Genomic DNA, 23,721 nt, shown 5'->3' with positions numbered 1-23,721 from the left:
GACGACACGGCTGCCAACACGGCTGACGACCAGGCCGACCAGGCCGACGACACCGGCCAGATTGACCACGCCGACCAGGCCGAGCCGGTTGATGAAGGAGAACGCCCCCACCATGACCACCGCCACGGACACGGCCGCGACCCCCACCACGACCGCCCTCACCCACATCTCCAGCCTCGTCACCAACGACCCCTCCCTCGGTGAAGGCCCCCTCGGCCTGATCCAGGACGCCGCGGTCGTCATCGACGGTGACCGCATCGCCTGGGTTGGTGAGACAAGCAAAGCACCCGCCACTGACAACCGGGTCGACGCGGCGGGCCGGGCCGCCATCCCGGGCTTCGTCGACTCCCACTCCCACCTGGTCTTCGCGGGCGACCGCACCGAGGAGTTCAACGCCCGGATGTCCGGCCGGGCCTACAGCGCGGGCGGCATCCGCACCACCGTGGCCGCCACCCGCGCCGCCTCGAACAACGTGCTGAACGCCAACGTCGCCCGCTATGTGGTGGAGGCCCTGCACCAGGGCACCACCACCCTGGAGATCAAGTCCGGCTACGGCCTCACTTCGGAGGACGAGGCCCGCGCGCTGTCCATCGCCGCCGCCCACACCGACGAGGTGACCTTCCTCGGCGCCCACATCGTCGCCCCCGAGTTCGCCGACGACCCCGCCGCGTACGTCGACCTCGTCACCGGGCCGATGCTCGACATGTGCGCCCCGCACGCCCGCTGGGTCGACGTCTTCTGCGAGCGCGGCGCCTTCGACGGCGACCAGGCCCGCGCCGTCCTCACCGCGGGGAAGGAGCGCGGGCTCATCCCGCGCGTCCACGCCAACCAGCTCTCGTACGGCCCGGGTGTGCAACTCGCCGTCGAGCTGGGCGCGGCCTCCGCCGACCACTGCACCCATCTCACCGACGCCGACGTGGACGCGCTGGGGCAGGGCGACACGGTCGCCACGCTGCTGCCCGGGGCGGAGTTCTCGACCCGCTCGACGTATCCGAGCGCGCGCCGGCTGCTGGACGCGGGCGCCACGGTCGCGCTGTCGCCGGACTGCAACCCCGGCTCGTCCTTCACCAGCTCGATGCCGTTCTGCGTCGCCCTGGCCGTACGGGACATGGGGATGACTCCCGACGAGGCGGTCTGGGCGGCCACCGCGGGCGGCGCGCGGGCGCTGCGCCGCGACGACGTGGGACGGATCGCCCCCGGCGCCCGGGCCGACCTCGCGCTGCTGGACGCGCCCTCGCACGTCCACCTCGCCTACCGCCCCGGCGTACCGCTGGTCTCGGCGGTCTGGCGCGCGGGCACCCTCGTCTGACGCCACATCAGGGAAAAGCAGGTCAGCGAAAGAGGGCACGAATAAGGACCCGTCCCGGCAAGCGGGGGCGGGCCCTTACCCGTCTGCGGAAGCGTTACTCCTCGATCATCAGTCCCTTGCGGAGCCGACGGAGGGTGCGCGACAGCAGCCTGGAGACGTGCATCTGAGAGATGCCCAGTTCCTCGCCGATCTCCGACTGCGTCATGTTGGCGACGAAGCGCAGGGAGAGGATCTGCTTGTCACGGGCGGGCAGATCGGCGATCAGCGGCTTCAGCGACTCGACGTACTCGATGCCTTCGAGCCCGTGGTCCTCGTACCCGATGCGGTCCGCCAGCGCGCCTTCGGAGTCGTCCTCCTCCGGCTGGGCGTCCAGCGAGCTGGCGGTGTACGCGTTGCTCGCGGCCATGCCCTCGACGACCTCGGCGGTGGTGATGTCCAGGCGCGCGGCCAGCTCGGTCACGGTCGGCGCGCGGTCGAGCCGCTGGGCCAGCTCGTCACCGGCCTTGGCCAGGTCCAGCCGCAGCTCCTGCAGCCGCCTGGGGACGCGCACGGACCAACTCGTGTCCCGGAAGAAGCGCTTGATCTCGCCGACGATGGTCGGCATCGCGAAGGTGGGGAACTCGACGCCCCGGCCCGGCTCGAACCGGTCGATGGCCTTGATGAGGCCTATGGTGCCGACCTGGACGATGTCCTCCATCGGCTCGCTGCGGGAGCGGAAGCGGGAGGCGGCGAACTTGACCAGGGCCAGGTTCAGCTCGACCAGGGTGTTTCGGACGTAGGCGTACTCGTGGGTGCCTTCTTCGAGCGCATCGATGCGCTCGAAGAGCGTCTTCGAAAGGGCCCTCGCGTCGACCGGACTAACCGCCTCAAAGGACGGTATCTCCGGCAGATCAGACAATTCGGTCAGTTCGCCGTAGGAATATCCGGCGAGCGCCTGGGCATCCGCATCAGGGACGAACTGTTCGGGTACGTGAGTCGACGAGACGGTGGCCCTGGTACTCCAAGACGGGTCGGTACGCGAGTCGTCGAGCTGGGGTGACATAGTCTCCTCCGTCGTTCTCGGCATATGGCTGCCGATGCCATGACGTGCTGCTCCGGTGAGCGGCGCCTCCAAAGCCGGGCCGTGTTCGGATGTGGTCCCTACTACGCCTACCCGTATTCACCGGTGCGTGGCAAGTCCACGTTGTCCATATTTGCCGAACTATGCGAAATGTTCGGCTACCGGAGGACCGGTCAAAGGCGTAAGGTTCGTTGCGCGCAATCGAAAGCAACGAGACGCCAGAAGAGGTGCGCACATGGACCGCGGGATGGTCGGCAGCGCCAGCAAGGGCCGGCTCCAGGTCGAGGTTCGGCACCACGGGGCGAGCGCGGTCGTGACACCGACGGGGGAGTTGGATCACCACACCGCCGAGGTGCTGCGAGAGCCGCTGGAGCAGTGCGTGGAAGGGGGGCGCGTGCGACTGGTGGTGGATTGCTCACATCTGGAGTTCTGCGATTCCACCGGGCTCAATGTGCTGCTCGGCGCGCGCCTGAAGGCCGAGGCCGAGGGTGGTGCGGTCCACCTGGCCGGGATGCAGCCGGTCGTTGCCCGCGTCTTCGAGATCACCGGCGCGGAGGCCGTCTTCACGGTCCACGAGTCCCTTGACGCAGCGCTTGTCGAGTGATCTCCGCCACTCCTGATTCCGGTGTGTCGGCAGGGTGTCATCGGGGCGTTGTCCGCGTCACACGAGCCCTACCGGAGAAGTGGGTGTTCTCACGCTTTGACCGGGCAGGAGACAGGCTGAAACTGTTGAAGAGATCAGGTATCCCTTGTCCCTGAATCGGTGAATCGGTGAGGTGAAGCGCTGATGAGCACCACCCGGCCGTACCCGCCGGGCGACCGCGGCCCGGATCCGGACGGCCCTGCCGCTTCGGCTGCCCCACCGGCCACTCCTCCCCCTGGGCGGATCCGCCAGCTCCGCAGGCTCCATCTCATCGGGGCCAGCGGCGCCGTGCCGCGCGCCCGGGATTTCACGCGCGAGGCGCTGCGTGACTGGGGCTGGCTTCCGGCCGCGACCGCCGATCAGCGGGCCGCCGCGGAGGATGTGCTGCTCGTCGTCTCGGAGCTGGTCACCAACGCCTGCCTGCACGCCGACGGCCCCGAGGAGCTGCGGGTCAGCTGCAACGCGAAGGTGCTCCGCCTCGAAGTGGTGGACCTCGGCACCGGTACGCCCGCCCCCCGCACCCCGCACCGCGCCGGGCGTCCGGGCGGCCACGGGATGTTCATCGTGCAGCGGCTGTGCCTCGACTGGGGGGTCGTGCGGAACGCGGAGGGGTCCGGCAAGACCGTATGGGCCGAGCTGGCGGCGCCCGCCTGAAGAGCGCGGCCCCGGCCCCTCTCCGCCCGGGCGCTGAGCGTCCGCTAGTCCCGTAGTCCCACGCCGATTCGGCGTGCTCTGTGTCTTCCCTCGACAAGGTCCCCGGCGTACTGTCGGCGCCCGATCTGATGTGCCGTCAGTTACATTCGGCTGCGGCGCTTGACGAGAGGGGATCTCAGGTGTCCCAACCCCAGCGCCGCGCGGCCGGCCGTGGCGGTGCCCTCACGTTGGCCGCGGCCGTGGCCGGTTCGGCGGTACTGCTCACCGCTCCGGCCGCCCACGCGGCCACGGTGGACGTCAACTACCAGTGCAAGACGCCGATCGGCGACAAGAGCGCCGTATCGCCGATCGACATCAAGAGCACTCCGAGCGGCGGTGGCCACAAGCTCACGATGTCCTTCGAGAAGGGCGTCTCCTCCAGCCCCGTGGAACTGGGCAAGGGGGCCATGCATCCCAGCGCGCTCATCAAGCTGGGCGGCGCGGAGACCGGCACCGTCTCGGTGTCGGGTCCCGCCAACGACCAGGCCGTCCCCGCCAATACGCCAATCAAGATCAGCACGCTGACGGGCACGTACACCCCCAAGAAGAGCGGCAAGGTCACCTTTACCGCCGGGGTCCTGACCATCAAGGCGCTGGGTACGACCACGACCTGTACCCCGGGCAACAACCCCAAGCCCTCGCTGACCCTCGACGTCACCGCCCCGGGCGGTAGCGGCGGCTCCGATTCCACCGGCGGTACGAGCGGCAGCGACGGCACCAGCACCGGCGGTACGGGCAGCACGGGCGGCACCGGCGGTACGAGTAGCACCGGCGGCACCGGCAGCACCGGCGGCGGCCAGCTGCCGCAGACCGGACCCGCCGACTCCGCCATCGCGCTCGGCACTCTCGGCGGAACGGTGCTCCTCAGTGGAGCCGCCGGGGCGCTCTGGCTGACCCGTCGCCGGCGAAACACCCCCTAGGGCGGCGATGCCGTCCCGTACCGGCGCCGCGTTACGCGCGGCCGCCGCCGTCACCGTCGCCGCGGCGCTGCTGGGCGCGCCCCCGGCACCCGCCGCTGCCGCAGGACCCGGCTGGTCGGCGGCGCCCGCGCCCGGCGCGGGCACCGCATCGGACGCCGCCGACCGGCCGTACTTCTACCTGGAGGGACGGCCCGGCACCGTCCTCCACGACAAGCTCTCGGTCACCAACAAGGACAAGCGCCCCCACACCCTCCGGCTCCGCGGCGAAGGGGCCGAGGGAGCGTGGATCGCGTTCGCCGCGCGCACGGTCAGCGTTCCGGCCCGCACCCGCGCCGACGTCCCCTTCACCATCACCGTCCCGCCCGACGCGGCGCCCGGTGACCGCTCCGGCACGCTCGTCGTCACGGGCGGCGGCCACCGGACCGCCGTACGGACGCATCTGCGGATCAGCGGCGCCACGCTGTCCGCGCTCTCCGTCGAGGACGTACGGGTCGTACGGACCGGGGGCGGCGGCGGGGCGGCCATCCGCTACGCGGTCGTCAACCGCGGCAACACCGAGCTGACGCCACGGCTGGCCGTACGCGCCGACGGCCTCTTCGGCGCGGTGCTGCGCCGGGACGCCCGTACCCTCCCCGTCCAGGTGCCGCCGGGCAGGCGGGTGCGGCTCACCGAGCGCTGGCCGGACGCCCCCGCCCTCGACGCGGTGGACGTGAAGCTCACCGTCACCGCGGGCGGCGGCGCGCACGCGGCGGCCTCCGCCACCTACACCGCCGCCCCCGGATGGCTGCTCGCCGCCTCGGCGGCCACGGCGCTGGGCGCGGCGGGCGGCGGCACCTGGCTGTTCCGCAGACGCAGACGCAGACGACGTCAGGCACAGGTGGGCGGCACCGAGCCAGGGGTGGTGAGCGCATGAACGCCGGGACGCGCCACCGTCGCTACGCAGGCCTGCTGGCCGCCTGGCTCACCGCGCTCGCCCTCGTCCTGCCCTCCCCCGGACCCGCCTTCGCGGCCGACGACGGCCCGGCCGCGAAGGTGTCCCGGGAGCAGGCGGGCAAGGGCGGCACGATCACCGTGAGCGGCACCGGCTGGCGGCCGCGCGCCCTGCTGACCCTGCTCATCTGCGGTCAGAACATGATCGGCGGCACCAACTCCTGCGCCAACGCCGAGGGCAGGGCGGTCACCACCACAGCGGACGGCACGTTCCGCCGGACGCTGCCGGTCGCCGAACCGCCCAAGCCCTGCCCCTGCGTCGTCCATGTCGCGACCGTGACCGGCGAAGCCGCCGCCGTGGACGTGGCGTTCAAGGTCGCAGGGCATCCCGTAGCGGCCCTGCCCGAGCAGCGCACCGGAGGCGAACGGCTCAGCGTGCTCTCCGCGCGGCTCGACGGTTCGAGCGGGCTGCTGACCTGGTTCGGCGCTCCGCCGCAGCGGCGACTCGTCGTCACTGTCGGCAATCTCGGCTCGACCCCGGCCCGCGATCCGGTCTTCCAGGTGGGCACCTCGCACGGCGTCTTCGCTCCCGAATGGGAGGAGCAGCAGTGGCGGGGCACCATCAAGCCGGGGGAGAAGGCGCAGGTCAAGCTGCCCGTCGAGTTGTCGGCGGGCGCGCACGGCGACTATCAGGTGTCGCTCAAGTACGGGCGCAAGGTGCTCGTCGAACAGCCATGGGGCGTGGGGCGGCCCTGGGGCGTGACCCTCTTCTGGATCCTGCTGTGCGTTGTCGTCCCGGCGGCGGTCTTCCGTATCGGCATGGCCGTCGTGGACAAGGCACGGCCGCGCACACCCCCGCCCGCGAAGCCCGCCAAGGCCGCGAAGCCCGCCAAGGCCGCCCTGCCCTGGTTCACCCCGGACACGCTGCCGGGGACCCCGACGCACCACCTGTCCGCACCGTCCGAGGAGAACCGACCGAACCCGAAGGGAACGACGTGAGGACGCGACGAAGAGTGAGTGCGGCCGCCGTCGCACTGCTGCTCGGCGGTGCGGGCGTGGTGCTCGGCGCGAGCACCGCGTACGCAGCCGAGGTCTCGTACGAGACGGAATGCCTGCCACCGCCCATCTCCGGACTGCCCCCGGTGCAAGGCACCACGACCGTTGACGTGCAGGCTCCGGCGACCGCGAAGGTCGGCGACGAGGTCGAGGTGGTGTGGAAGACGGTCCAGGCCGCTTCCAAGAACCCGCCGATCCTCGACCTGGAGGAGAACACCGTGCTGCCCACCGGCACGCTCACGGTGGGCGGCGCGCAGAGCGGTGAACTGGCCATGGAGGGACCTCGGGAGAATCCGCCGATCCCCAAGGACAGTCCGATGAAGCTGTCGGACATGAAGGCCAAGCTGAAGCTGACGAAGGCCGGTGAGGTCACGCTGACGCCGGGCGCGTACAACATCAACGTCAGCAAGCCGCTGTCCACGGACACCAAGTGCGCGGCGAAGGAGACCGTGAAGGCGGCCGCCACCATCAAGGTGACGGAGGGCGGCAGCGCGGGCGGCACCACCAGCGGAACGACCTCCGGCACCACGTCCGGAACCACATCGGGCACCACCTCCGGCACCACCAGCGGCACCACATCCGGAACTACCTCCGGCACCACCGCAGGTAACGGCGGCGGTGAGGGCGACTCGTTCACCGGCAAGGAGGTGCAGGTCCAGTACGCCTGCAAGACGCCCATCGGAGACAAGACCGCGACCTCCCCGGTCCAGATCAACGCCACCAAGAACGGCGGCAGCTTCGGCCTGACCGTGAAGTTCGGGAAGTCCGTGATGGACAGCCCGGCCGACATCCCCGCGGACTCGGTCCAGCCGTCCATGGCCGTCAAGGTCGGCGGCGCGGACAAGGGCAGCGTCACGGTGCAGGGCCCGACCAACAAGGGGCCCATCAAGTCCGGTGACCCGATCGAGATCCCGGATCTGACCGGCACCTACAAGCCGGGCGCGACCGGCAAGGCCACGCTCACCCCGGGTGTGCTGACGGTCAAGGCGCTCGGTACGACCACCACCTGCACCCCCGCCAAGGACCCCGGCGCCTCGCTGGAGCTGGACACCACCCAGCAGCCCGGCGGCACCTCGGGCTCCACCACCACCTCGGGCGGCACGACCACCTCCGGTGGCACCGGCACCTCGGGCAGCGGCACCAGCGGCACCAGCGGCGGGCTCGCCGAGACCGGCTCGGACGACCGAGGCGGCCTCACCGCGCTCGGCCTGATCGCCGGTACGACGATCCTGCTCGGCGGCGCGATCTTCACCCTCACCCCGTGGCGCAAGCTGCGCGGCACCCGCTGAACGAGCAACGGCTTTCGCCCCGCCCCACACCGTGCGGCGGGGCGAAAGCATGACCCGAAACACTGCGTTAGCGGGACGTTAGCCATGCCCCTTTAGCCTGTGCCCATCGTTCCCCCATTGCACTTTCAGGAACTTCATATGGACGCCGTACGCACCGATCCCGAATCCCCCTCCACCCCCCACGCGCCGCAGCGGCAGCGGCACCGGCACCGCAAGCCCAAGGCGATGAACGCGGCCGCCCGCCGCGCCCTCGTGCTCGCCGCGACCGCACCGGTGGCCGGGGCCGTGCTGGCCGGGCCGTCGGCGTTCGCCGCCGACAAGAGCGCCGCCGCGGCCGCCACCGTCCCGGACGCGGTGGAGCCGCCGCTCAGCGAGGCCGACAGCGCGATGGCCGCGAACCTCGGCGAGCGCGTCAACAACCCGAGCCTGGCCAAGGACGGCACCCTCAGCGGCGTGGTGCTGGACTCCGCCTCGGACAAGGTGATCTGGGGCCACAACGCCTCGACCGCGCTGATGCCCGCCTCCAACGTCAAGCTCGCCACCGCCACCGCCGCCCTGAGCGAGCTGGGCCCCGAGCACCGCTTCACCACCAAGGTCGTCTACAGCAACGGCACCCTCACCCTCGTCGGCGACGGTGACCGCACCCTGAGCAGCGCCGACCTCGGCGAGATGGCGCGGACGGCCGTCGACGGGCTCAAGGCGGCGGGCGTGACGAACGTCAAGGTCGCCATCGACGACAGCCTCTTCCCGGAGCCGACGATGGCCGAGGGCTGGCGGCCCGACTACTACGACGACCAGATCTCCCCCGTCCGCGCCCTGTCGGTCGACGGCAAGCTCTCCGCGGACACCGCCCTGGACGCCGGGAAGGTGTTCGCGGCCAAGCTCGCCGAACGGGGCGTCACGGTCGACGGCGACGTCACGCGCGGGAAGGCGACCGGCGGCGATGTGCCGGTGGCGCAGAAGCTGTCGCCGACGGTGGCCGAGCTGGTTCGTACGATGCTCAAGACCAGCAACAACGACATGGCCGAGACGCTGCTGCGGAAGACGGCCATCAAGGCGGGACAGCCCGCCACGTTCGAAGGCGGTACGGAGGCCGTCCGGCAGGTGCTGGGCCAGCGGTACGGCATCCCGCTCGACAACGTCGTCCTGAAGGACGGCAGCGGGCTCTCCCGCTCCACCCGGATTCCGGCCGCCACCATCGCGGCGATCCTGGACAACGCCACCGAGCCCCGCAACGGCTACGTACTCGGGCCGATCCTGGAAGGCCTGCCGGTCGCCGGTGAGGCGGGCAGCACGCTCGGCCCGGAGTACGCCCGTTTCGACGACCCGAACTCCAAGTGCGCCGTCAACAAGGTGCGGGCGAAGACCGGCACCCTGACCGGCGCGGTCGCGCTCAGCGGGGTGACCCAGGGCAAGGACGGCCGCTGGAAGGTCTTCTCCTTCGTGGAGAACAATTCCACCGCCGCGACGTCCCAGATCACGGACGCCATGGACGGCCTGGCCGCCACGGTCAACGGCTGCTGGGCGTAACGACGTAAACGAGGGCCCGGGGCTGACCAGCCCCGGGCCCTCGTCACGCCGTACGTGTCGGACGTCAGTGCACGTCGGCCATGAGCGCCACGACCTTCTTGCGGTACATGAAGACCGCGAGGCCCGCGAGCGCCGCCGCGCTCGCCTCCATCGCGATGACGCCCGGACCGCTCAGGTCGACCCCGGCGATGGACAGCAGCCCCGTGACGCAGTCACCGGCGGTCACGGCGAGGAACCACACGCCCATCAGCTGGCTGGCGTACTTCGCGGGCGCCATCTTGGTCGTCACCGACAGGCCGACCGGCGAGACGCACAGCTCGCCCACGGTCTGGATGAAGTAGATCGACACCAGCCACATCGGGCTGACCTTCGTACCGTCCGAGGCCATCTGCATCGGCAGCACGAAGACGAAGAACGAGGCGCCGATCATGACCAGGCCGAAGGCGAACTTCAGCGTGGTGTTCGGCTCCCGGTCGCGCCGGGCGAGCCACAGCCACAGCCAGGCGAAGACCGGGGCCAGCGCCATGATCAGCATCGGGTTCACCGACTGGAACCACGAGGACGGGAACTTCAGCCCGAAGATCGTGTCCGCGGTCTTGGTCTCGGCGAAGGCGGACATCGTCGAGCCGCCCTGGTCGAAGATCATCCAGAACACGGCGGCGGCCGCGAAGAACCAGATGTAGCCGCTGACCTTGGTCTGCTCGACCTCGTCCAGATCCCGGTCCCGCTTGATCCGCACCAGCACCGCGATCGGGATGATCAGGCCGAGCAGGGTGATCGGGACCAGCGCCCAGTTGAGCGTCCAGCTGCCGCTGGCCACCACGCCGGTGTAGAAGACGGCGGTGACGGCCAGCCAGATCAGGCCCTTGCGCAGCCAGGACCGGCGCTCCTCGGCCGCCAGCGGCATCGGCACGGTGTCGCTCTCGGGGCTCAGATGGCGGGTGCCGATCAGGAACTGCACCAGGCCCAGCGCCATGCCGAGCGCCGCGAGTGCGAAGCCCAGGTGCCAGTTGTACGACTGGCCGACGGTGCCGATCACCAGCGGGGCGGCGAAGGCGCCGAGGTTGATGCCGATGTAGAAGATGGTGAAGCCGCCGTCGCGGCGCGGGTCCTGCGGTCCGTCGTAGAGCTGGCCGACCATCGTGGAGATGTTGGCCTTGATCAGACCGGAGCCGAGCGCGACCAGCGCGAGGCCGACGAAGAAGCTCGCCGCCCCCGGGATGGCGAGCGCCAGATGCCCGGCCATCACGATCCCGGACGCCAGCACGACGGTCTTGCGCGGACCCCAGAGCCGGTCGGCGAACCAGCCGCCGGGCATGGCCAGCAGATAGACCATGGCCAGGTAGACCGAGTAGATGGCCACCGCGTTGCCCTCGGTCATCCCGAGGCCGCCGCCCTGGCCGCCGTCCTTGGCGTCCGGGCCGCCGGAGATCAGGTAGAGGACGAGGAGGGCTCTCATGCCGTAGAAGCTGAAGCGCTCCCACATTTCGATCATGAAGAGCGTGGCGAGGCCGCGTGGGTGGCCGAAGAAGGTCTTGCCACCGCTGGCAGGGGACTCCTGCGCGGTCGCGCCCTTCGACATGCTGGACGCCATGTGGGGGGTTCCTTACAGAACTCAGGGGTGCACCGCCGCGCGTATCGACACGCGTAGAAGAGCGCCCGTGGGGGGAGGCGACTCCAATGTCCGGACCCGGGCATGACAGAGACCTTCGGCGCGTCGAACCCACCAAAGGTCCCAGAGGAGTGCTACAGACGTTGTTTCACCATACGACACGCACTTGACACTCCTGGGTGAGACTTAGATCACGGATCGGGTGCGCGACCGGTCGTGCTCCCTGCGTCACCACCTGCGCGCCCCGTACGTGAACCCAAGCGGACTACCATCACCTCATGACCCGAGTTTTGCTCGCCGAGGATGACGCATCGATCTCGGAGCCCCTCGCCCGCGCGCTGCGCCGTGAGGGGTACGAGGTGGAGGTGCGGGAGGACGGACCCACCGCGCTCGACGCCGGTCTCCAAGGAGGCGTCGATCTGCTCGTCCTCGACTTGGGCCTGCCCGGGATGGACGGACTGGAGGTCTGTCGCCGACTGCGCACCGAAGGCCATGGCTTCCCGGTGCTGGTGCTCACCGCCCGCGCCGACGAGGTGGACACCGTGGTCGGCCTGGACGCCGGTGCCGACGACTACGTCACCAAGCCGTTCCGCCTCGCCGAACTCCTCGCCCGTGTCCGGGCCCTGCTGCGCCGAGGCGCCGTCGAGACCCAGGCGCAGGCGCCCGCCACCCACGGGGTGCGCATCGACGTCGAGTCGCACCGCGCGTGGATGGGCGACGAGGAGCTGCAGCTGACGGCGAAGGAGTTCGACCTGCTGCGGGTCCTGGTGCGGGACGCCGGACGGGTGGTCACCCGCGATCAGCTGATGCGCGAGGTGTGGGACACCACCTGGTGGTCCTCCACCAAGACGCTCGACATGCACATCTCCTGGCTCCGCAAGAAGCTCGGGGACGACGCCGCCAACCCCCGCTATATCGCCACCGTCCGGGGTGTCGGCTTCAGGTTCGAGAAAAGCTGACGGTGGCTGAGACGGTAGGGCCATGCGCCGTCGCTTGATCAACTCCACGCTGGCCGTGGTGCTCGTCGTCATCGCCGTCTTCGGCGTCTCGCTGGTCATCGTCGAGACCCGGACCATCGAGAACAGCGCCCAGGAGAGCGTCAGCTCGGACGCGGTGCGGCTGGTCAGCATCGTGGACAGCAGGCTGCTCGGCGGCGAGGGCGTCACCCACAAGGTGCTGCGCGAGCAGATCGAACCCGGCCGCTACGCCCTGATCACGATCCCGGACCACCCGGACGTCGAGATCGGCAAGCGCCCCGAAGGCAGCGTCATCTCCTCCGAGGAGCACGGCGAGCAGGGCGAGACGGTACGGGTCGAGGCGTCCCGTACGACGGTCAGCCGGGAGATCGGCCGCACCATGCTGATCATCCTGGCGGTGGCGCTGCTCGCGGTCCTCGCCGCGGTCTTCCTCGCCGTACGGCAGGCGCACCGGCTCTCCGCGCCGCTCACCGACCTCGCCGAGACCGCCGAGCGGCTGGGCTCCGGCGATCCCCGGCCGCGCCACCGCCGCTACGGGGTGCCCGAGCTGGACCGGGTCGCCGATGTGCTGGACGCGAGCGCCGAGCGCATCGGCCGCATGCTCACCGCCGAGCGGCGGCTGGCGGCCGACGCCTCGCACCAGCTGCGGACGCCGCTGACCGCGCTGTCCATGCGGCTGGAGGAGATCACGCTCACCGACGATCCGGAGACGGTGAAGGAGGAGGCGTCGATCGCGCTGGGCCAGGTCGAGCGGCTCACCGACGTCGTCCAGCGGCTGCTGACGAACTCGCGCGACCCGCGCAGCGGCTCCGCGGTCGCCTTCGACCTGGACGAGGTGGTCAAGCAGCAGATCGAGGAGTGGCGCCCGGCCTCCCGCAGCGAGGGGCGCGCGATCGTGCGCTCCGGCAAGAAGGGGCTGCGGGCGGTCGGCACCCCGGGCGCGGTCGCCCAGGTGCTCGCGACGCTCATCGAGAACTCGCTGATGCACGGCGACGGTACGGTGGCGCTGCGCACCCGGGTCACCGGCAACCAGGCGGTGGTCGAGGTCACCGACGAGGGGCCGGGCGTACCGGCCGACCTCGGCGCGCGGGTCTTCGAGCGGACGGTCAGCGGACGGAACTCCACCGGGCTCGGCCTCGCGGTCGCCCGCGATCTGGCGGAGGCGGACGGGGGACGGCTGGAGCTGCTGCAGCCGCATCCGCCGGTGTTCGCGCTCTTCCTGAGCCGCGTGGCGGAGGACATCCGCCCTAGCTGAGCGGCTACGTGCTCTGAGCGGCTACTTCCGGACCGGCTGCTTGCTGTCGCGGCGGGTGGTCTGGGCGGGCGGCGCCTCCGCGAGGAACGCCTCCGCGCTCTCCACGGCCTCCCGCGCGGGCAGCGCCCGGAACACCCAGGTCCGGTAGGACCAGAAGCGGAAGAGGGTGCCGATGCCGATGCCGACGAACTTGAAGACGTTGCTCGCGAGCGAGCTGTCCCAGCCGAAGCCGTACGTCGCCGTGTAGAGCACCCCGTTCTCGATGATCAGGCCGATCGCGCTGAACAGCAGGAACAGGCTGAGTTCCTTGGTGCGCCCCTGCTTGTCCCGGTCGCGGTAGGTGAAATACCGGTAGCCGAGGTAGTTGAAGCAGGTCGCGACCACCGTCGCCACGATGCTGGCCCGCACCACGGGCAGCTCCGTGACGCTGCGGACCACGTTGAAGACGGCGAGGTTGACGAAGACGCCGGCGCCGCCGACCACCCCGAACTTCGCGATCTCCCGGGCGAGCCGTCCCACCTGGGTGCCCAGCCCCCCGAGCATGCGTCGTTCACTCATGGTGATCGTTCAGCCCCGTTTCGTCATCATCGACAGCATCTCCCCATGCTAACCAGCGGCACCGACACTCGCCCGGAGGCCGGGAGTAACAGGCCGGTCCGAATATCTGGAGGATCATCCAAGTGCAGGTCAGGGGCTGTCGTGGCGAGAAGTTACCCTTGGAGGGTGACATTTCCGGTAGTCGGCATGGTCGGGGGCGGCCAGCTCGCCCGTATGACCCACGAGGCGGGCATCCCCCTCGGCATCAGGTTCAAGCTGCTCAGTGACACTCCTCAGGACTCGGCGGCCCAAGTGGTCAGTGATGTCGTCGTCGGCGACTATCGCGACCTGGAGACGCTTCGTGCGTTCGCACAAGGCTGTGATGTGGTCACTTTCGACCACGAGCATGTCCCGGCCGAGCATCTGCGCGCGCTGGAGGCGGACGGTGTCGTCATCCGCCCCGGCATCGAGGCCCTGCTGCACGCGCAGGACAAGGGCGTGATGCGGGAGCGGCTGCGCGCCACCGGGGTGCCCTGCCCCCGCCACCGCATCGTCGCCGACCCGGCCGACGTCGCGCGGTTCGCCGAGGAGGGGGACGGCTTCCCGGTCGTCCTCAAGACGGTGCGCGGCGGCTATGACGGCAAGGGCGTATGGGTCGTCCGCAGTGCGGAGGACGCCGCCGAGCCGTTCCGGGCGGGCGTGCCCGTCCTCGCCGAGGAGATGGTCGACTTCGCGCGCGAGCTGGCCGCCAACGTCGTGCGCTCCCCGCACGGCCAGGCCGTGGCCTACCCCGTCGTGGAGTCGATACAGGTGGACGGCGTCTGCGACACCGTCATCGCCCCCGCCCCCGACCTCTCCGAGGCGCTCTCCGCCCAGGCGCAGGAGCTGGCGCTGAAGATCGCGGCCGAGCTGGGTGTGGTCGGCCACCTCGCGGTCGAGCTGTTCGAGACCCGGGACGGCCGCATCCTCGTCAACGAACTGGCGATGCGCCCCCACAACTCCGGCCACTGGACCCAGGACGGCGCCGTCACCTCCCAGTTCGCCAACCATGTGCGCGCGGTGCTCGACCTCCCGCTCGGCGCCCCGAACACCCGGGCGAAGTGGACCGTCATGACCAACGTGCTCGGCGGCGACTACCCCGACATGTACGCGGCCTACCTCCACTGCATGGCCCGCGACCCCGGGCTGAAGATCCACATGTACGGCAAGGGCGTGAAGCCGGGCCGCAAGGTCGGCCACGTCAACACCTACGGCGACGACCTGGCCGACGTCCGCGAGCGCGGCCGTCACGCCGCCGACTACCTCCGAGGGACCATCACCGAATGAGCGCTCCTGTGCCCGCGATCGGCATCGTCATGGGTTCCGACTCCGACTGGCCGGTCATGGAAGAAGCCGCCAAGGCCCTCGACGAGTTCGAGATCCCGTACGAGGTGGACGTCGTCTCGGCGCACCGGATGCCGCGCGAGATGGTCGCGTACGGCGAGAACGCGGCGCCCCGGGGCCTCAAGGCCATCATCGCGGGCGCGGGCGGTGCGGCCCACCTCCCCGGCATGCTCGCCTCGGTGACCCCGCTCCCGGTGATCGGCGTCCCCGTGCCCCTCAAGTACCTGGACGGCATGGACTCCCTCCTGTCCATCGTCCAGATGCCTGCGGGCGTCCCGGTCGCCACGGTCTCCATCGGCGGCGCCCGCAACGCGGGCCTCCTCGCGGCCCGCATCCTCGCTGCCCACGATGCGGAGTTGCAGGGCCGGATGAGGGAGTTCCAGGACGAGCTGAACGAACAGGCCACGGAAAAGGGCAAGCGACTGCGCGCCAAGGTGGACGGCGCCCCGTCCTTCGGCTTCGCCCACTGACCCACCCCTGCGGGGGCCTGTTCCCCACCCCGCCCCTTCCCGATGCCGGGGCTCTGCCCCGGACCCCGCTCCTCAAGCGTCGGAGGGGCTGGATGGTGGCACAGGGGGAGGCTGGGCTGGGGTTGCCCCACTCCGGCAGGGCAAACCAGCCCCAGGCGGGCAAGCCAGTCCCGGCCGGGAAAATCCAGCCCCTCCGGCGTTTGAGGAGCGGGGTCGGGGCGGTGATGCCCCACCCCCAGCCCCTCCGGCGTTTGAGGAGCGGGGTCTGGGGCGGAGCCCCAGGTTCGGGGAGGGGCGGGGTGGGGACAAGGCCCGCCGCGGGCGCCGCGTGGCCGTGACTTCGTCGGGCGGCCGTACGAAAATGCCCGGATGACCGATCACCTCGCGCACGCCCGCCAACTCCTGGCCGCACACCCCATCGTGGATGGCCACAACGACCTCCCCTGGGCCCTGCGCGAGCAGGTCCGCTACGACCTCGACCGCCTCGACATCGCCGCCGATCAAACGACGCGCACCCACACCGACATCCCCCGCCTCCGCGAAGGCGGCGTAGGCGCCCAGTTCTGGTCAGTCTTCGTACGCTCGGACTTCAGCGGCGACACAGCAGTCAGCGCCACCCTCGAACAGATCGACGTCGTCCGCCGTTTGACCGAGCGCTACCCCGACGACCTCCGGCTGTCGCTCACCGCCGCCGACATCGAGGCGGCCCGCGCCGAGGGCCGGATCGCGTCGCTCATGGGCGCCGAGGGCGGCCACAGCATCAACTGCTCGCTCGCCACCCTCCGCGCCCTGTACGACCTCGGCGTGCGTTATATGACGCTCACCCACAACGACAACATCCCCTGGGCCGACTCGGCCACCGACAAGCCGAGGGCGCACGGCCTCACCCGCTTCGGCGAGGAGGTCGTCCGCGAGATGAACCGGCTCGGCATGCTCGTCGACCTCTCCCACGTCTCGGCCGACACGATGCGCGACGCGCTCCGCGTGACCGAGGCCCCGGTCCTCTTCTCGCACTCCTCCGCCCGCGCCGTCTGCGACCATCCGCGCAACATCCCGGACGACGTCCTGGCCGCGCTCCCGGCCAACGGCGGGGTGGCGATGGCCACGTTCGTGCCGAAGTTCGTGCTGCCGGAGGCGGGTGAGTGGACGAAGGCGGCGGACGAGAACATGCGCGCGCACGGCCTGCACCCCCTGGAGCTGACGGACGCCGCGAAGAAGGTGCAGCGCGCCTTCGAGGAGGCCCGCCCGAGGCCGAAGGCCACCGCCGCCACCGTCGCCGACCACCTCGACCACATGCGTGAGGTGGCGGGCGTCGACCACATCGGCATCGGCGGCGACTTCGACGGCACCGCCTTCACCCCGTCCGGCCTGGACGACGTCGCGGGCTACCCCAACCTCATCGCGGAACTGCTCGACCGCCGCTGGTCCGAGGCCGAACTCGCCAAGCTGACCTGGCAGAACGCCGTCCGGGTGCTGCGCGGCGCCGAGGACGCGGCGCGCGGGCTCCGCGCGGTCAGGGGTCCGTCCATCGCGACGATCGACCAGCTGGACGGCACCACCGAGGCCTAACACCCCCAGCACTCGCATGAGCCACCAACCACCCCTTTACCAGGGCTTGGTGGCTTTGCGATGTGTTGATGCATCGTTCACGTAATTCGTCTCTTCTCCGTCGTCGGCATGGCGAGAGAGTCATCAGCGGTCTGACGATCTCTCATGCATAGATACGGGAAAGAGGCGTTATGCCCGACTTCACCCGCCGTAGACTCCTTGGTGCCGCCGCCGGTTCGTTCGGCGCGGGCGCGGCCATGACGCTTCTGCCGCCGAGCGTGCAGCAGGCGATAGCCGCCGGACCCCCGAAGGGCGGTTCGCTCGACGACATCGAGCACGTCGTCCTGCTGATGCAGGAAAACCGCTCGTTCGACCACTACTTCGGCACCCTCAAGGGAGTGCGCGGGTTCGCCGACCCGGACGCCCTGACCCTCTCCACCGGCAAGTCCGTCTTCCACCAGCCGGACGCGGAGAACCCGGACGGCTATCTGCTCCCGTTCCACCTGGACACCCGCTCCACCAGTGCCCAGGCGATCCCCTCCACCAGCCACGCCTGGTCGGTGCAGCACGAGGCGTGGAACAACGGCGCCATGGACAAGTGGCTCCCGTCCCACCGCGCGGCCGACGGCGAGAACGGGCCGTACGTCATGGGCTACCACACCCGTGAGGACATCCCGTTCCAGTTCGCCCTGGCCGAGGCGTTCACCGTCTGCGACAACTACTTCTGCTCGGTCTTCGGCCCCACCTGGCCCAACCGGCTGTACTGGATGACGGGCACCATCGACCCGGCCGGAGTCAAGGGCGGCCCGGTCCTGGAGAACACGGCGCCCAAGCCGTACCGCTGGACGACGTACGCCGAGCGCCTCCAGAAGGCGGGCGTCAGCTGGAAGGTCTACCAGGAGGAGGACAACTACGGCTGCAACCTCCTGGAGGAGTTCCAGCAGTTCCAGGACGCCCGCCCCGGCGACCCGCTGTACGACCGAGGCATGGTGCACAGCCCCGCCGGGACGTTCGAGGAGGACGCCCGCAACGACCGGCTGCCGACCGTCTCCTGGATCATCCCGACCGCCGAGGTCTCCGAGCACCCGGACTACCTCCCGGCGGCCGGTGCCGACTACGTGGCGTCCAAGATCGAGGCCATCGCCTCCAATCCGGACGTCTGGCGCAAGACCGTCTTCATCCTCAACTACGACGAGAACGACGGCCTGTTCGACCACGTACCGCCGCCCACCCCCAAGGCCGGGACCGTGGACGAGTTCGTGGGCGGCCTGCCCATCGGCGGCGGCTTCCGGGTGCCCTGCCTCATCGTCTCGCCGTGGACGGTGGGCGGCTGGGCCGCGGGCGAGGCGTTCGACCACACCTCGGTGCTGCAGTTCCTGGAGCGGCTGACCGGGGTGAAGGAGCCCAACATCAGCCAGTGGCGCCGCCGCACCTTCGGCGACCTCACCTCGGCCTTCGGCTTCGGCCACGCCGCCCCGAGGCCGCCGAAGCTGCCGGACGACACGGCCGAGCAGCTGGAGAAGGCCAAGGAGGACGTCGAGAACCTCCCCAAGCCGACCCTCCCGGGCGCCGACCAGAAGCCCCCGAAGCAGGAAAAGGGCCGCCGCCCCCGCCGCTGAACCCGCCTGCCTATGTACGCCGCCCCCGCCGGAGGAAGCCCGGCGGGGGCGGCGTACGTCAGAGACTTACGGGCCTACGCCATGGGGCGGCCCAGCGCGCGGTACGTCCAGCCCGCGTCGCGCCAGTAGTCGGGGTCGAGGGCGTTCCGGCCGTCCAGGATGCGGCGCTCGGCGACCATCTCGCCCAGGCCCACCGGGTCCAGCTCCCGGAACTCGCGCCACTCGGTCAGATGCAGCACCGCGTGGGCGCCCCGGGCCGCCTCCAGGGCGGTCGGGGCGTAGGCGAGGGTCGGGAAGAGGGCGCGGGCGTTGTCCATGCCCTTGGGGTCGAAGACGGTGACCTGGGCGCCCTGGAGCTGTATCTGCCCGGCCACGTTGAGCGCGGGGGAGTCCCGTACGTCGTCCGAGTCCGGCTTGAACGTGGCGCCCAGCACCGCCACCCGCTTGCCCAGGAAGCTGCCGCCGACGGCCTCACGGGCCAGCTCGACCATGTGGCCACGGCGCCGCATGTTGATCGAGTCGACCTCGCGGAGGAAGGTCAGGGCCTGGTCCGCGCCGAGTTCACCGGCGCGGGCCATGAAGGCCCGGATGTCCTTGGGCAGACAGCCGCCGCCGAAGCCGATCCCGGCCCGCAGGAATTTCTTGCCGATCCGCTCGTCATAGCCGATGGCCTCGGCGAGCTTGACCACATCGCCGCCCGCCGCCTCGCAGACCTCGGCCATGGCGTTGATGAACGAGATCTTCGTGGCGAGGAAGGAGTTCGCCGACGTCTTCACCAGCTCGGCGGTCGGGAAGTCGGTCACCACGAACGGCGACCCCTCCGCGATCGGCGTCGCGTACACATCCCGCAGCACCTTCTCGGAGCGGTCGCTGGTGACCCCCACCACGATCCGGTCCGGGTGCAGCGTGTCCTGCACGGCGAAGCCCTCGCGCAGGAACTCCGGGTTCCACGCCAGCTCGGCGTCCGCACCGGCCGGGGCCAGCTCGGCGAGGCGCGCCGCCAGCCGGTCCGCGCTGCCGACCGGGACGGTGGACTTGCCGACGACCAGCGCCGGGCGGTGCAGATGCGGGGCGAGCGATTCCACGGCGTTGTCGACGTGACGCATGTCACACGCGTACTCGCCGTGCTTCTGCGGGGTGTTCACGCAGATGAAGTGGACATCGCCGAACTGTCCGGCCTCCTCGTAGGAGCTGGTGAAGCGCAGCCGCCCGGTCGAGCCCTCGGCGCCGACCACGTGCCGCTTCAGCAGATCCTCCAGACCGGGCTCGTACATGGGCACCCGGCCCTCCGAGAGCATCGCGACCTTCTCGGGCACGATGTCCAGCCCCAGCACCTCGAAGCCCAGCTCGGCCATGGCCGCGGCGTGGGTCGCGCCCAGGTAGCCGGTGCCGATCACGGTGATCTTGAGGGCCATGTGGTGCTCCAGAAGCGTCGGTCTCAGATGCGCTGCCTGAGCATAGTCGGCACCCCCGGCAGGGCTCAGCGGCGTCTTGGCGGCGTCTTGTCGGGTAGCTCACGTATAGGGCACGTATACGTGTCGCGTCGGCGGCCCTAGACTTCAGTTACTTAACGGTAGTTAGCACCACAGGGGAGTGAGAAGACCTTGGCGTCCTCGGGAAACGCAGACTTCGACCTGTACCGGCCGTCGGAGGAGCACGACATGCTCCGCGATTCGGTCCGCTCGCTCGCCGAGGCGAAAATAGCCCCCTTCGCGGCCGAGGTCGACGAGGAGGGCCGCTTCCCGCAGGAAGCGCTGGACTCCTTGGTCGCCAATGACCTGCACGCGGTGCACGTCCCCGAGTCCTTCGGCGGCGCCGGTGCCGACGCGCTCGCGACCGTGATCGTCATCGAGGAGGTCGCCCGCGTCTGCGCGTCCTCCTCCCTGATCCCCGCCGTCAACAAGCTGGGCTCGCTGCCGGTCATCCTCTCCGGCTCCGAGGAGCTGAAGAAGAGGTACCTGAGCCCGCTCGCCAAGGGCGACGCGATGTTCTCGTACTGTCTCTCCGAGCCCGACGCGGGCTCGGACGCGGCCGGTATGAAGACCAAGGCGGTCCGCGAAGGCGACTTCTACGTCCTCAACGGCGTCAAGCGCTGGATCACCAACGCCGGGGTCTCCGACTACTACACGGTGATGGCCGTCACCGACCCCGAGAAGCGGTCCAAGGGCATCTCCGCCTTCGTCGTGGAGAAGTCGGACGAGGGCGTGTCCTTCGGCGCCCCGGAGAAGAAGCTCGGCATCAAGGGCTCCCCGACGCGCGAGGTCTACCTCGACAACGTCCGCATCCCCGCCGACCGCATGATCGGCGCCGAGGGCACCGGCTTCGCCACCGCCATGAAGACCCTCGACCACACCCGCATCACCATCGCCGCCCAGGCCCTCGGCATCGCCCAGGGCGCCCTGGACTACGCCAAGGGCTACGTCCAGGAGCGCAAGCAGTTCGGCAAGGCGATCGCCGACTTCCAGGGCATCCAGTTCATGCTCGCCGACATGGCCATGAAGATCTCGGCCGCCCGCGCCCTGACCTACCAGGCCGCCGCCGCCTCCGAGCGCTGCGACGCCGACCTCACCTACCAGGGCGCCGCCGCCAAGTGCTTCGCCTCGGACGTCGCCATGGAGGTCACCACGGACGCCGTCCAGCTCCTCGGCGGCTACGGCTACACCCGCGACTACCCGGTCGAGCGCATGATGCGCGACGCCAAGATCACCCAGATCTACGAGGGCACCAACCAGGTCCAGCGAGTCGTCATGGCCCGCAACCTGCCGTAGCGGTACGTATGGCAGAGGGCGGGGGCGTCGCATACGGCGCCCCCGCCCTCTGCCATACGCCCCGCTCAGGCGCGCGCCGAACTCCTCAGCGCCGAACTCCTCAGCGCCGAACTCCTCGGCGACGGACCTACAGCTCCTCCGGGCCCTCCGCCGCGCGCCGGGCGCGCAGGTCTCTGATCGCGCGGCGGCGGGCCAGGCGGTGGGTGCGGCGGATCTCGGCCTCCTGGTAGCGCCGCTTGTCGCGCTCGGTCTCCGGTATGACCGGGGGTACGGGGCGGGGCTTGCCGTCGGCGTCGACCGCGGCGAAGACCAGATAGGCGCTGCCGACCTGGGTGGCGGGAGTGGATTCGTTCCAGCGCTCGGCCAGCACGCGGACGCCGACCTCCATGGAGGACCGTCCGGTCCAGTTGACCTGGGCCTTCACATGGACGAGGTCGCCGACCCTGACCGGCTCCAGGAAGGCCATCTCGTCCATCGAGGCGGTGACCGCGGGGCCCTCGGAGTGCCGTCCGGCGACCGCCCCGGCCGCGTCGTCGACGAGCTTCATGATCACGCCGCCGTGGACCGTGCCGAGGAGGTTGGTGTCGCTGCCGGTCATGATGTGCGACAGCGTGGTGCGGGAGGCGGAGGTGGGCTTGCCCGGAAGATCCACTTCGGCGCTGTGGGCCTGTTTGGTCATGGCGTCCACCATATGCGGACCACGTTCTTATCAGCTCTGCAACAGCCACGCCCCGATCCGGCACCCGCCCTGTAAGACAGCGGGGCCGACCAGGCACACTTCCTTGCATGAGCGAATGGCCCCAGGGTTACACCGGTGACCGCAACGACCGGTACGGACGCGGCAGCGGTGGCTCCCAGCCAGAGGGGGCCCGCTCGATGCCGCAGGTACGGCGGGCGGCACCGGGCGGCGGCGAGCCGCCGCTGCCCCCTGAGCTTTCGCCGCGGGGGAACGTACCGGGGCCCTCCCCGAGCTACGACGACTACGGCGGCCACGGCGGTGACGGATACAACACCGGCCAGGTCTACGGCGGCGGTGGCCGTGGCCCCGGCGGGCCGGGCGGATCCGGCGGCGGCCGCGGCAGGCGCGGCGGGCGCGCGGGAGGCCCCGTGAACTGGAAGCGCCGGATAACCGTCGGTCTGGTCACCCTGGTGGTGCTGCTGCTCGCGGTCGGTATCGGTACGTACTTCTGGGCCGACGGCAAGCTCAAGCGCGAGGTCGACCTCAGCAAGGTCGAGGACCGGCCGACCGGCGGCAAGGGCACCAACTACCTGATCGTCGGTTCTGACAGCCGCGAGGGCATGTCCGACGAGGACAAGAAGAAGCTGCACACCGGCTCCGCCGAGGGCCGCCGCACCGACTCCATGATCCTGCTCCACGTCGGTGAGAACGGGAACACCATGGTCAGCCTCCCGCGTGACTCCTGGGTCACCATCCCGGCCTTCACCGGCTCGGAGACCGGCAACCGGATCCCGGCGAGCCAGAACAAGCTGAACGCGTCGTACTCCTCGGAGGGCCCGCAGCTGCTCGCCCGGACCATCGAGTACAACACCGGTCTGAAGATCGACCACTACGCGGAGATCGGCTTCGACGGCTTCGCCAAGATCGTCGACGGGGTCGGCGGGGTCGAGATCGACATCCCGCAGGACATGAAGGACAAGAAGTCCGGCAATGACCTCAAGGCGGGCAAGCAGACCCTCGACGGTCAGCAGGCCCTCGGGTTCGTCCGGCAGCGCTACGGCCTCGCGGGCGGCGACCTGGACCGCACCAAGAACCAGCAGAAGTTCCTGTCCGCGCTGGCCAACAAGGCGGCCTCGCCGGGCACGGTCATGAACCCCTTCGCGCTCTACCCGATGATGGGCGCCGGGCTCGACAGCCTGATCGTCGACAAGGACATGAGCCTGTGGGACCTCAAGGACATGTTCTTCGCGATGAAGAGCGTCTCCGGCGGCGAGGGCAAGCAGATGAACATGCCCGTCTCCAACCCCGGCCTGTCCACCCCCAAGGGCAGCGCGATCCAGTGGGACATGACCAAGGTCAAGCAGCTGGTGAACGAGCTGAAGAACGACGAGAAGGTCACGGTCTCCAGTAACTGACCGCGCCATCTCCGCACGACGGCCGCCG

The 23,721-nt window shown here is 70.2% G+C and carries 21 protein-coding genes; 16 read left to right on the top strand and 5 right to left on the bottom strand.

What is annotated here, in order from left to right; all coding sequences use genetic code 11:
* The first annotated feature begins 112 nt into the window (after window positions 1-112).
* On the top strand, window positions 113-1,309 hold the full coding sequence (gene hutI / locus ACFV9T_RS33050; RefSeq protein WP_385446180.1) for an imidazolonepropionase: 1,197 nt from the start codon (window positions 113-115) through the stop codon (window positions 1,307-1,309).
* Between the two features lie 94 nt (window positions 1,310-1,403).
* Here hutI and ACFV9T_RS33045 read toward each other — a convergent pair whose 3' ends face one another.
* Window positions 1,404-2,351 (bottom strand): RNA polymerase sigma factor SigF, encoded by a 948-nt coding sequence (locus ACFV9T_RS33045; protein ID WP_385446179.1) that lies wholly within the window; start codon window positions 2,349-2,351, stop codon window positions 1,404-1,406.
* 253 nt (window positions 2,352-2,604) lie between these two features.
* Here ACFV9T_RS33045 and ACFV9T_RS33040 point away from each other — a divergent pair, with 253 nt between their 5' ends.
* The 7 genes from ACFV9T_RS33040 to dacB all read left to right on the top strand — a co-directional run bounded on the left by ACFV9T_RS33040 (window position 2,605) and on the right by dacB (window position 9,430).
* Window positions 2,605-2,973 (top strand): STAS domain-containing protein, encoded by a 369-nt coding sequence (locus tag ACFV9T_RS33040; RefSeq protein WP_009717368.1) that lies wholly within the window; start codon window positions 2,605-2,607, stop codon window positions 2,971-2,973.
* A gap of 183 nt (window positions 2,974-3,156) precedes the next feature.
* Entirely contained in the window at window positions 3,157-3,666 is a 510-nt protein-coding gene (locus ACFV9T_RS33035; RefSeq protein WP_009717369.1) for an ATP-binding protein, read from the top strand.
* Between the two features lie 179 nt (window positions 3,667-3,845).
* The gene (locus ACFV9T_RS33030; RefSeq protein ID WP_385446178.1) at window positions 3,846-4,625 is read left to right on the top strand and encodes an LPXTG cell wall anchor domain-containing protein; all 780 of its coding nucleotides are present in this window, start codon (window positions 3,846-3,848) and stop codon (window positions 4,623-4,625) included.
* A gap of 7 nt (window positions 4,626-4,632) precedes the next feature.
* Window positions 4,633-5,538 carry a hypothetical protein gene (locus ACFV9T_RS33025; protein ID WP_385446177.1) on the top strand — a complete coding sequence of 302 codons (906 nt, stop codon included), beginning with the start codon at window positions 4,633-4,635 and terminating at the stop codon, window positions 5,536-5,538.
* On the top strand, window positions 5,535-6,554 hold the full coding sequence (locus ACFV9T_RS33020) for a neocarzinostatin apoprotein domain-containing protein (RefSeq protein ID WP_385446176.1): 1,020 nt from the start codon (window positions 5,535-5,537) through the stop codon (window positions 6,552-6,554). The genes ACFV9T_RS33025 and ACFV9T_RS33020 overlap by 4 nt, the downstream gene beginning before the upstream one ends.
* A 14-nt stretch (window positions 6,555-6,568) precedes the next feature.
* Window positions 6,569-7,900 (top strand): hypothetical protein, encoded by a 1,332-nt coding sequence (locus ACFV9T_RS33015; protein ID WP_385446175.1) that lies wholly within the window; start codon window positions 6,569-6,571, stop codon window positions 7,898-7,900.
* Between the two features lie 138 nt (window positions 7,901-8,038).
* On the top strand, window positions 8,039-9,430 hold the full coding sequence (gene dacB, locus ACFV9T_RS33010) for a D-alanyl-D-alanine carboxypeptidase/D-alanyl-D-alanine-endopeptidase (RefSeq protein WP_385446174.1): 1,392 nt from the start codon (window positions 8,039-8,041) through the stop codon (window positions 9,428-9,430).
* A gap of 64 nt (window positions 9,431-9,494) precedes the next feature.
* On the opposite strand, the gene ACFV9T_RS33005 is transcribed toward dacB, so the two are convergent.
* Window positions 9,495-11,024, bottom strand: a complete 1,530-nt coding sequence (locus ACFV9T_RS33005) for a peptide MFS transporter (RefSeq protein ID WP_385446173.1) — start codon at window positions 11,022-11,024, stop codon at window positions 9,495-9,497.
* A gap of 296 nt (window positions 11,025-11,320) precedes the next feature.
* Here ACFV9T_RS33005 and ACFV9T_RS33000 point away from each other — a divergent pair, with 296 nt between their 5' ends.
* Both ACFV9T_RS33000 and ACFV9T_RS32995 read left to right on the top strand, forming a co-directional pair.
* On the top strand, window positions 11,321-12,001 hold the full coding sequence (locus tag ACFV9T_RS33000) for a response regulator transcription factor (protein ID WP_123101300.1): 681 nt from the start codon (window positions 11,321-11,323) through the stop codon (window positions 11,999-12,001).
* Between the two features lie 22 nt (window positions 12,002-12,023).
* Window positions 12,024-13,274, top strand: a complete 1,251-nt coding sequence (locus tag ACFV9T_RS32995) for an ATP-binding protein (protein WP_385446172.1) — start codon at window positions 12,024-12,026, stop codon at window positions 13,272-13,274.
* Between the two features lie 21 nt (window positions 13,275-13,295).
* Here ACFV9T_RS32995 and ACFV9T_RS32990 read toward each other — a convergent pair whose 3' ends face one another.
* Complete coding sequence (locus ACFV9T_RS32990; protein ID WP_385446171.1) at window positions 13,296-13,832, bottom strand: GtrA family protein; 537 nt, start codon at window positions 13,830-13,832, stop codon at window positions 13,296-13,298.
* Window positions 13,833-13,997: 165 nt separating this feature from the next.
* Here ACFV9T_RS32990 and ACFV9T_RS32985 point away from each other — a divergent pair, with 165 nt between their 5' ends.
* The 4 genes from ACFV9T_RS32985 (at window position 13,998) to ACFV9T_RS32970 (ending at window position 18,831) form a co-directional block, all read left to right on the top strand.
* Window positions 13,998-15,137, top strand: coding sequence for a 5-(carboxyamino)imidazole ribonucleotide synthase (locus ACFV9T_RS32985; RefSeq protein ID WP_385446170.1), 1,140 nt, complete (start codon window positions 13,998-14,000; stop codon window positions 15,135-15,137).
* Window positions 15,134-15,664, top strand: coding sequence for a 5-(carboxyamino)imidazole ribonucleotide mutase (gene purE / locus ACFV9T_RS32980; protein ID WP_385446169.1), 531 nt, complete (start codon window positions 15,134-15,136; stop codon window positions 15,662-15,664). The genes ACFV9T_RS32985 and purE overlap by 4 nt, the downstream gene beginning before the upstream one ends.
* Window positions 15,665-16,033: 369 nt before the next feature.
* Entirely contained in the window at window positions 16,034-17,233 is a 1,200-nt protein-coding gene (locus ACFV9T_RS32975; protein ID WP_385446168.1) for a dipeptidase, read from the top strand.
* A gap of 170 nt (window positions 17,234-17,403) precedes the next feature.
* On the top strand, window positions 17,404-18,831 hold the full coding sequence (locus ACFV9T_RS32970; protein WP_385446167.1) for an alkaline phosphatase family protein: 1,428 nt from the start codon (window positions 17,404-17,406) through the stop codon (window positions 18,829-18,831).
* A 74-nt stretch (window positions 18,832-18,905) separates the two neighbouring features.
* On the opposite strand, the gene ACFV9T_RS32965 is transcribed toward ACFV9T_RS32970, so the two are convergent.
* Window positions 18,906-20,246: a UDP-glucose dehydrogenase family protein gene (locus ACFV9T_RS32965; protein WP_385446166.1), complete on the bottom strand. Its 1,341-nt coding sequence runs from the start codon at window positions 20,244-20,246 to the stop codon at window positions 18,906-18,908.
* Between the two features lie 189 nt (window positions 20,247-20,435).
* Between ACFV9T_RS32965 and ACFV9T_RS32960 the strand changes: the two genes are divergently transcribed.
* Window positions 20,436-21,599, top strand: coding sequence for an acyl-CoA dehydrogenase (locus ACFV9T_RS32960; RefSeq protein ID WP_385446165.1), 1,164 nt, complete (start codon window positions 20,436-20,438; stop codon window positions 21,597-21,599).
* Window positions 21,600-21,726: 127 nt separating this feature from the next.
* Here the strand turns inward: ACFV9T_RS32960 and ACFV9T_RS32955 are convergent, their stop codons facing one another.
* Window positions 21,727-22,278 (bottom strand): acyl-CoA thioesterase, encoded by a 552-nt coding sequence (locus ACFV9T_RS32955; protein WP_385446164.1) that lies wholly within the window; start codon window positions 22,276-22,278, stop codon window positions 21,727-21,729.
* 107 nt (window positions 22,279-22,385) lie between these two features.
* Between ACFV9T_RS32955 and ACFV9T_RS32950 the strand changes: the two genes are divergently transcribed.
* Window positions 22,386-23,693 carry an LCP family protein gene (locus ACFV9T_RS32950; protein ID WP_385446163.1) on the top strand — a complete coding sequence of 436 codons (1,308 nt, stop codon included), beginning with the start codon at window positions 22,386-22,388 and terminating at the stop codon, window positions 23,691-23,693.
* The last annotated feature ends 28 nt before the right edge of the window (window positions 23,694-23,721 follow it).

The sequence above is a fragment of the Streptomyces sp. NPDC059850 genome (assembly GCF_042731515.1).
Taxonomy (GTDB): Bacteria; Actinomycetota; Actinomycetes; order Streptomycetales; family Streptomycetaceae; genus Streptomyces.
This window is presented reverse-complemented; position numbering and strand designations above follow the sequence as displayed.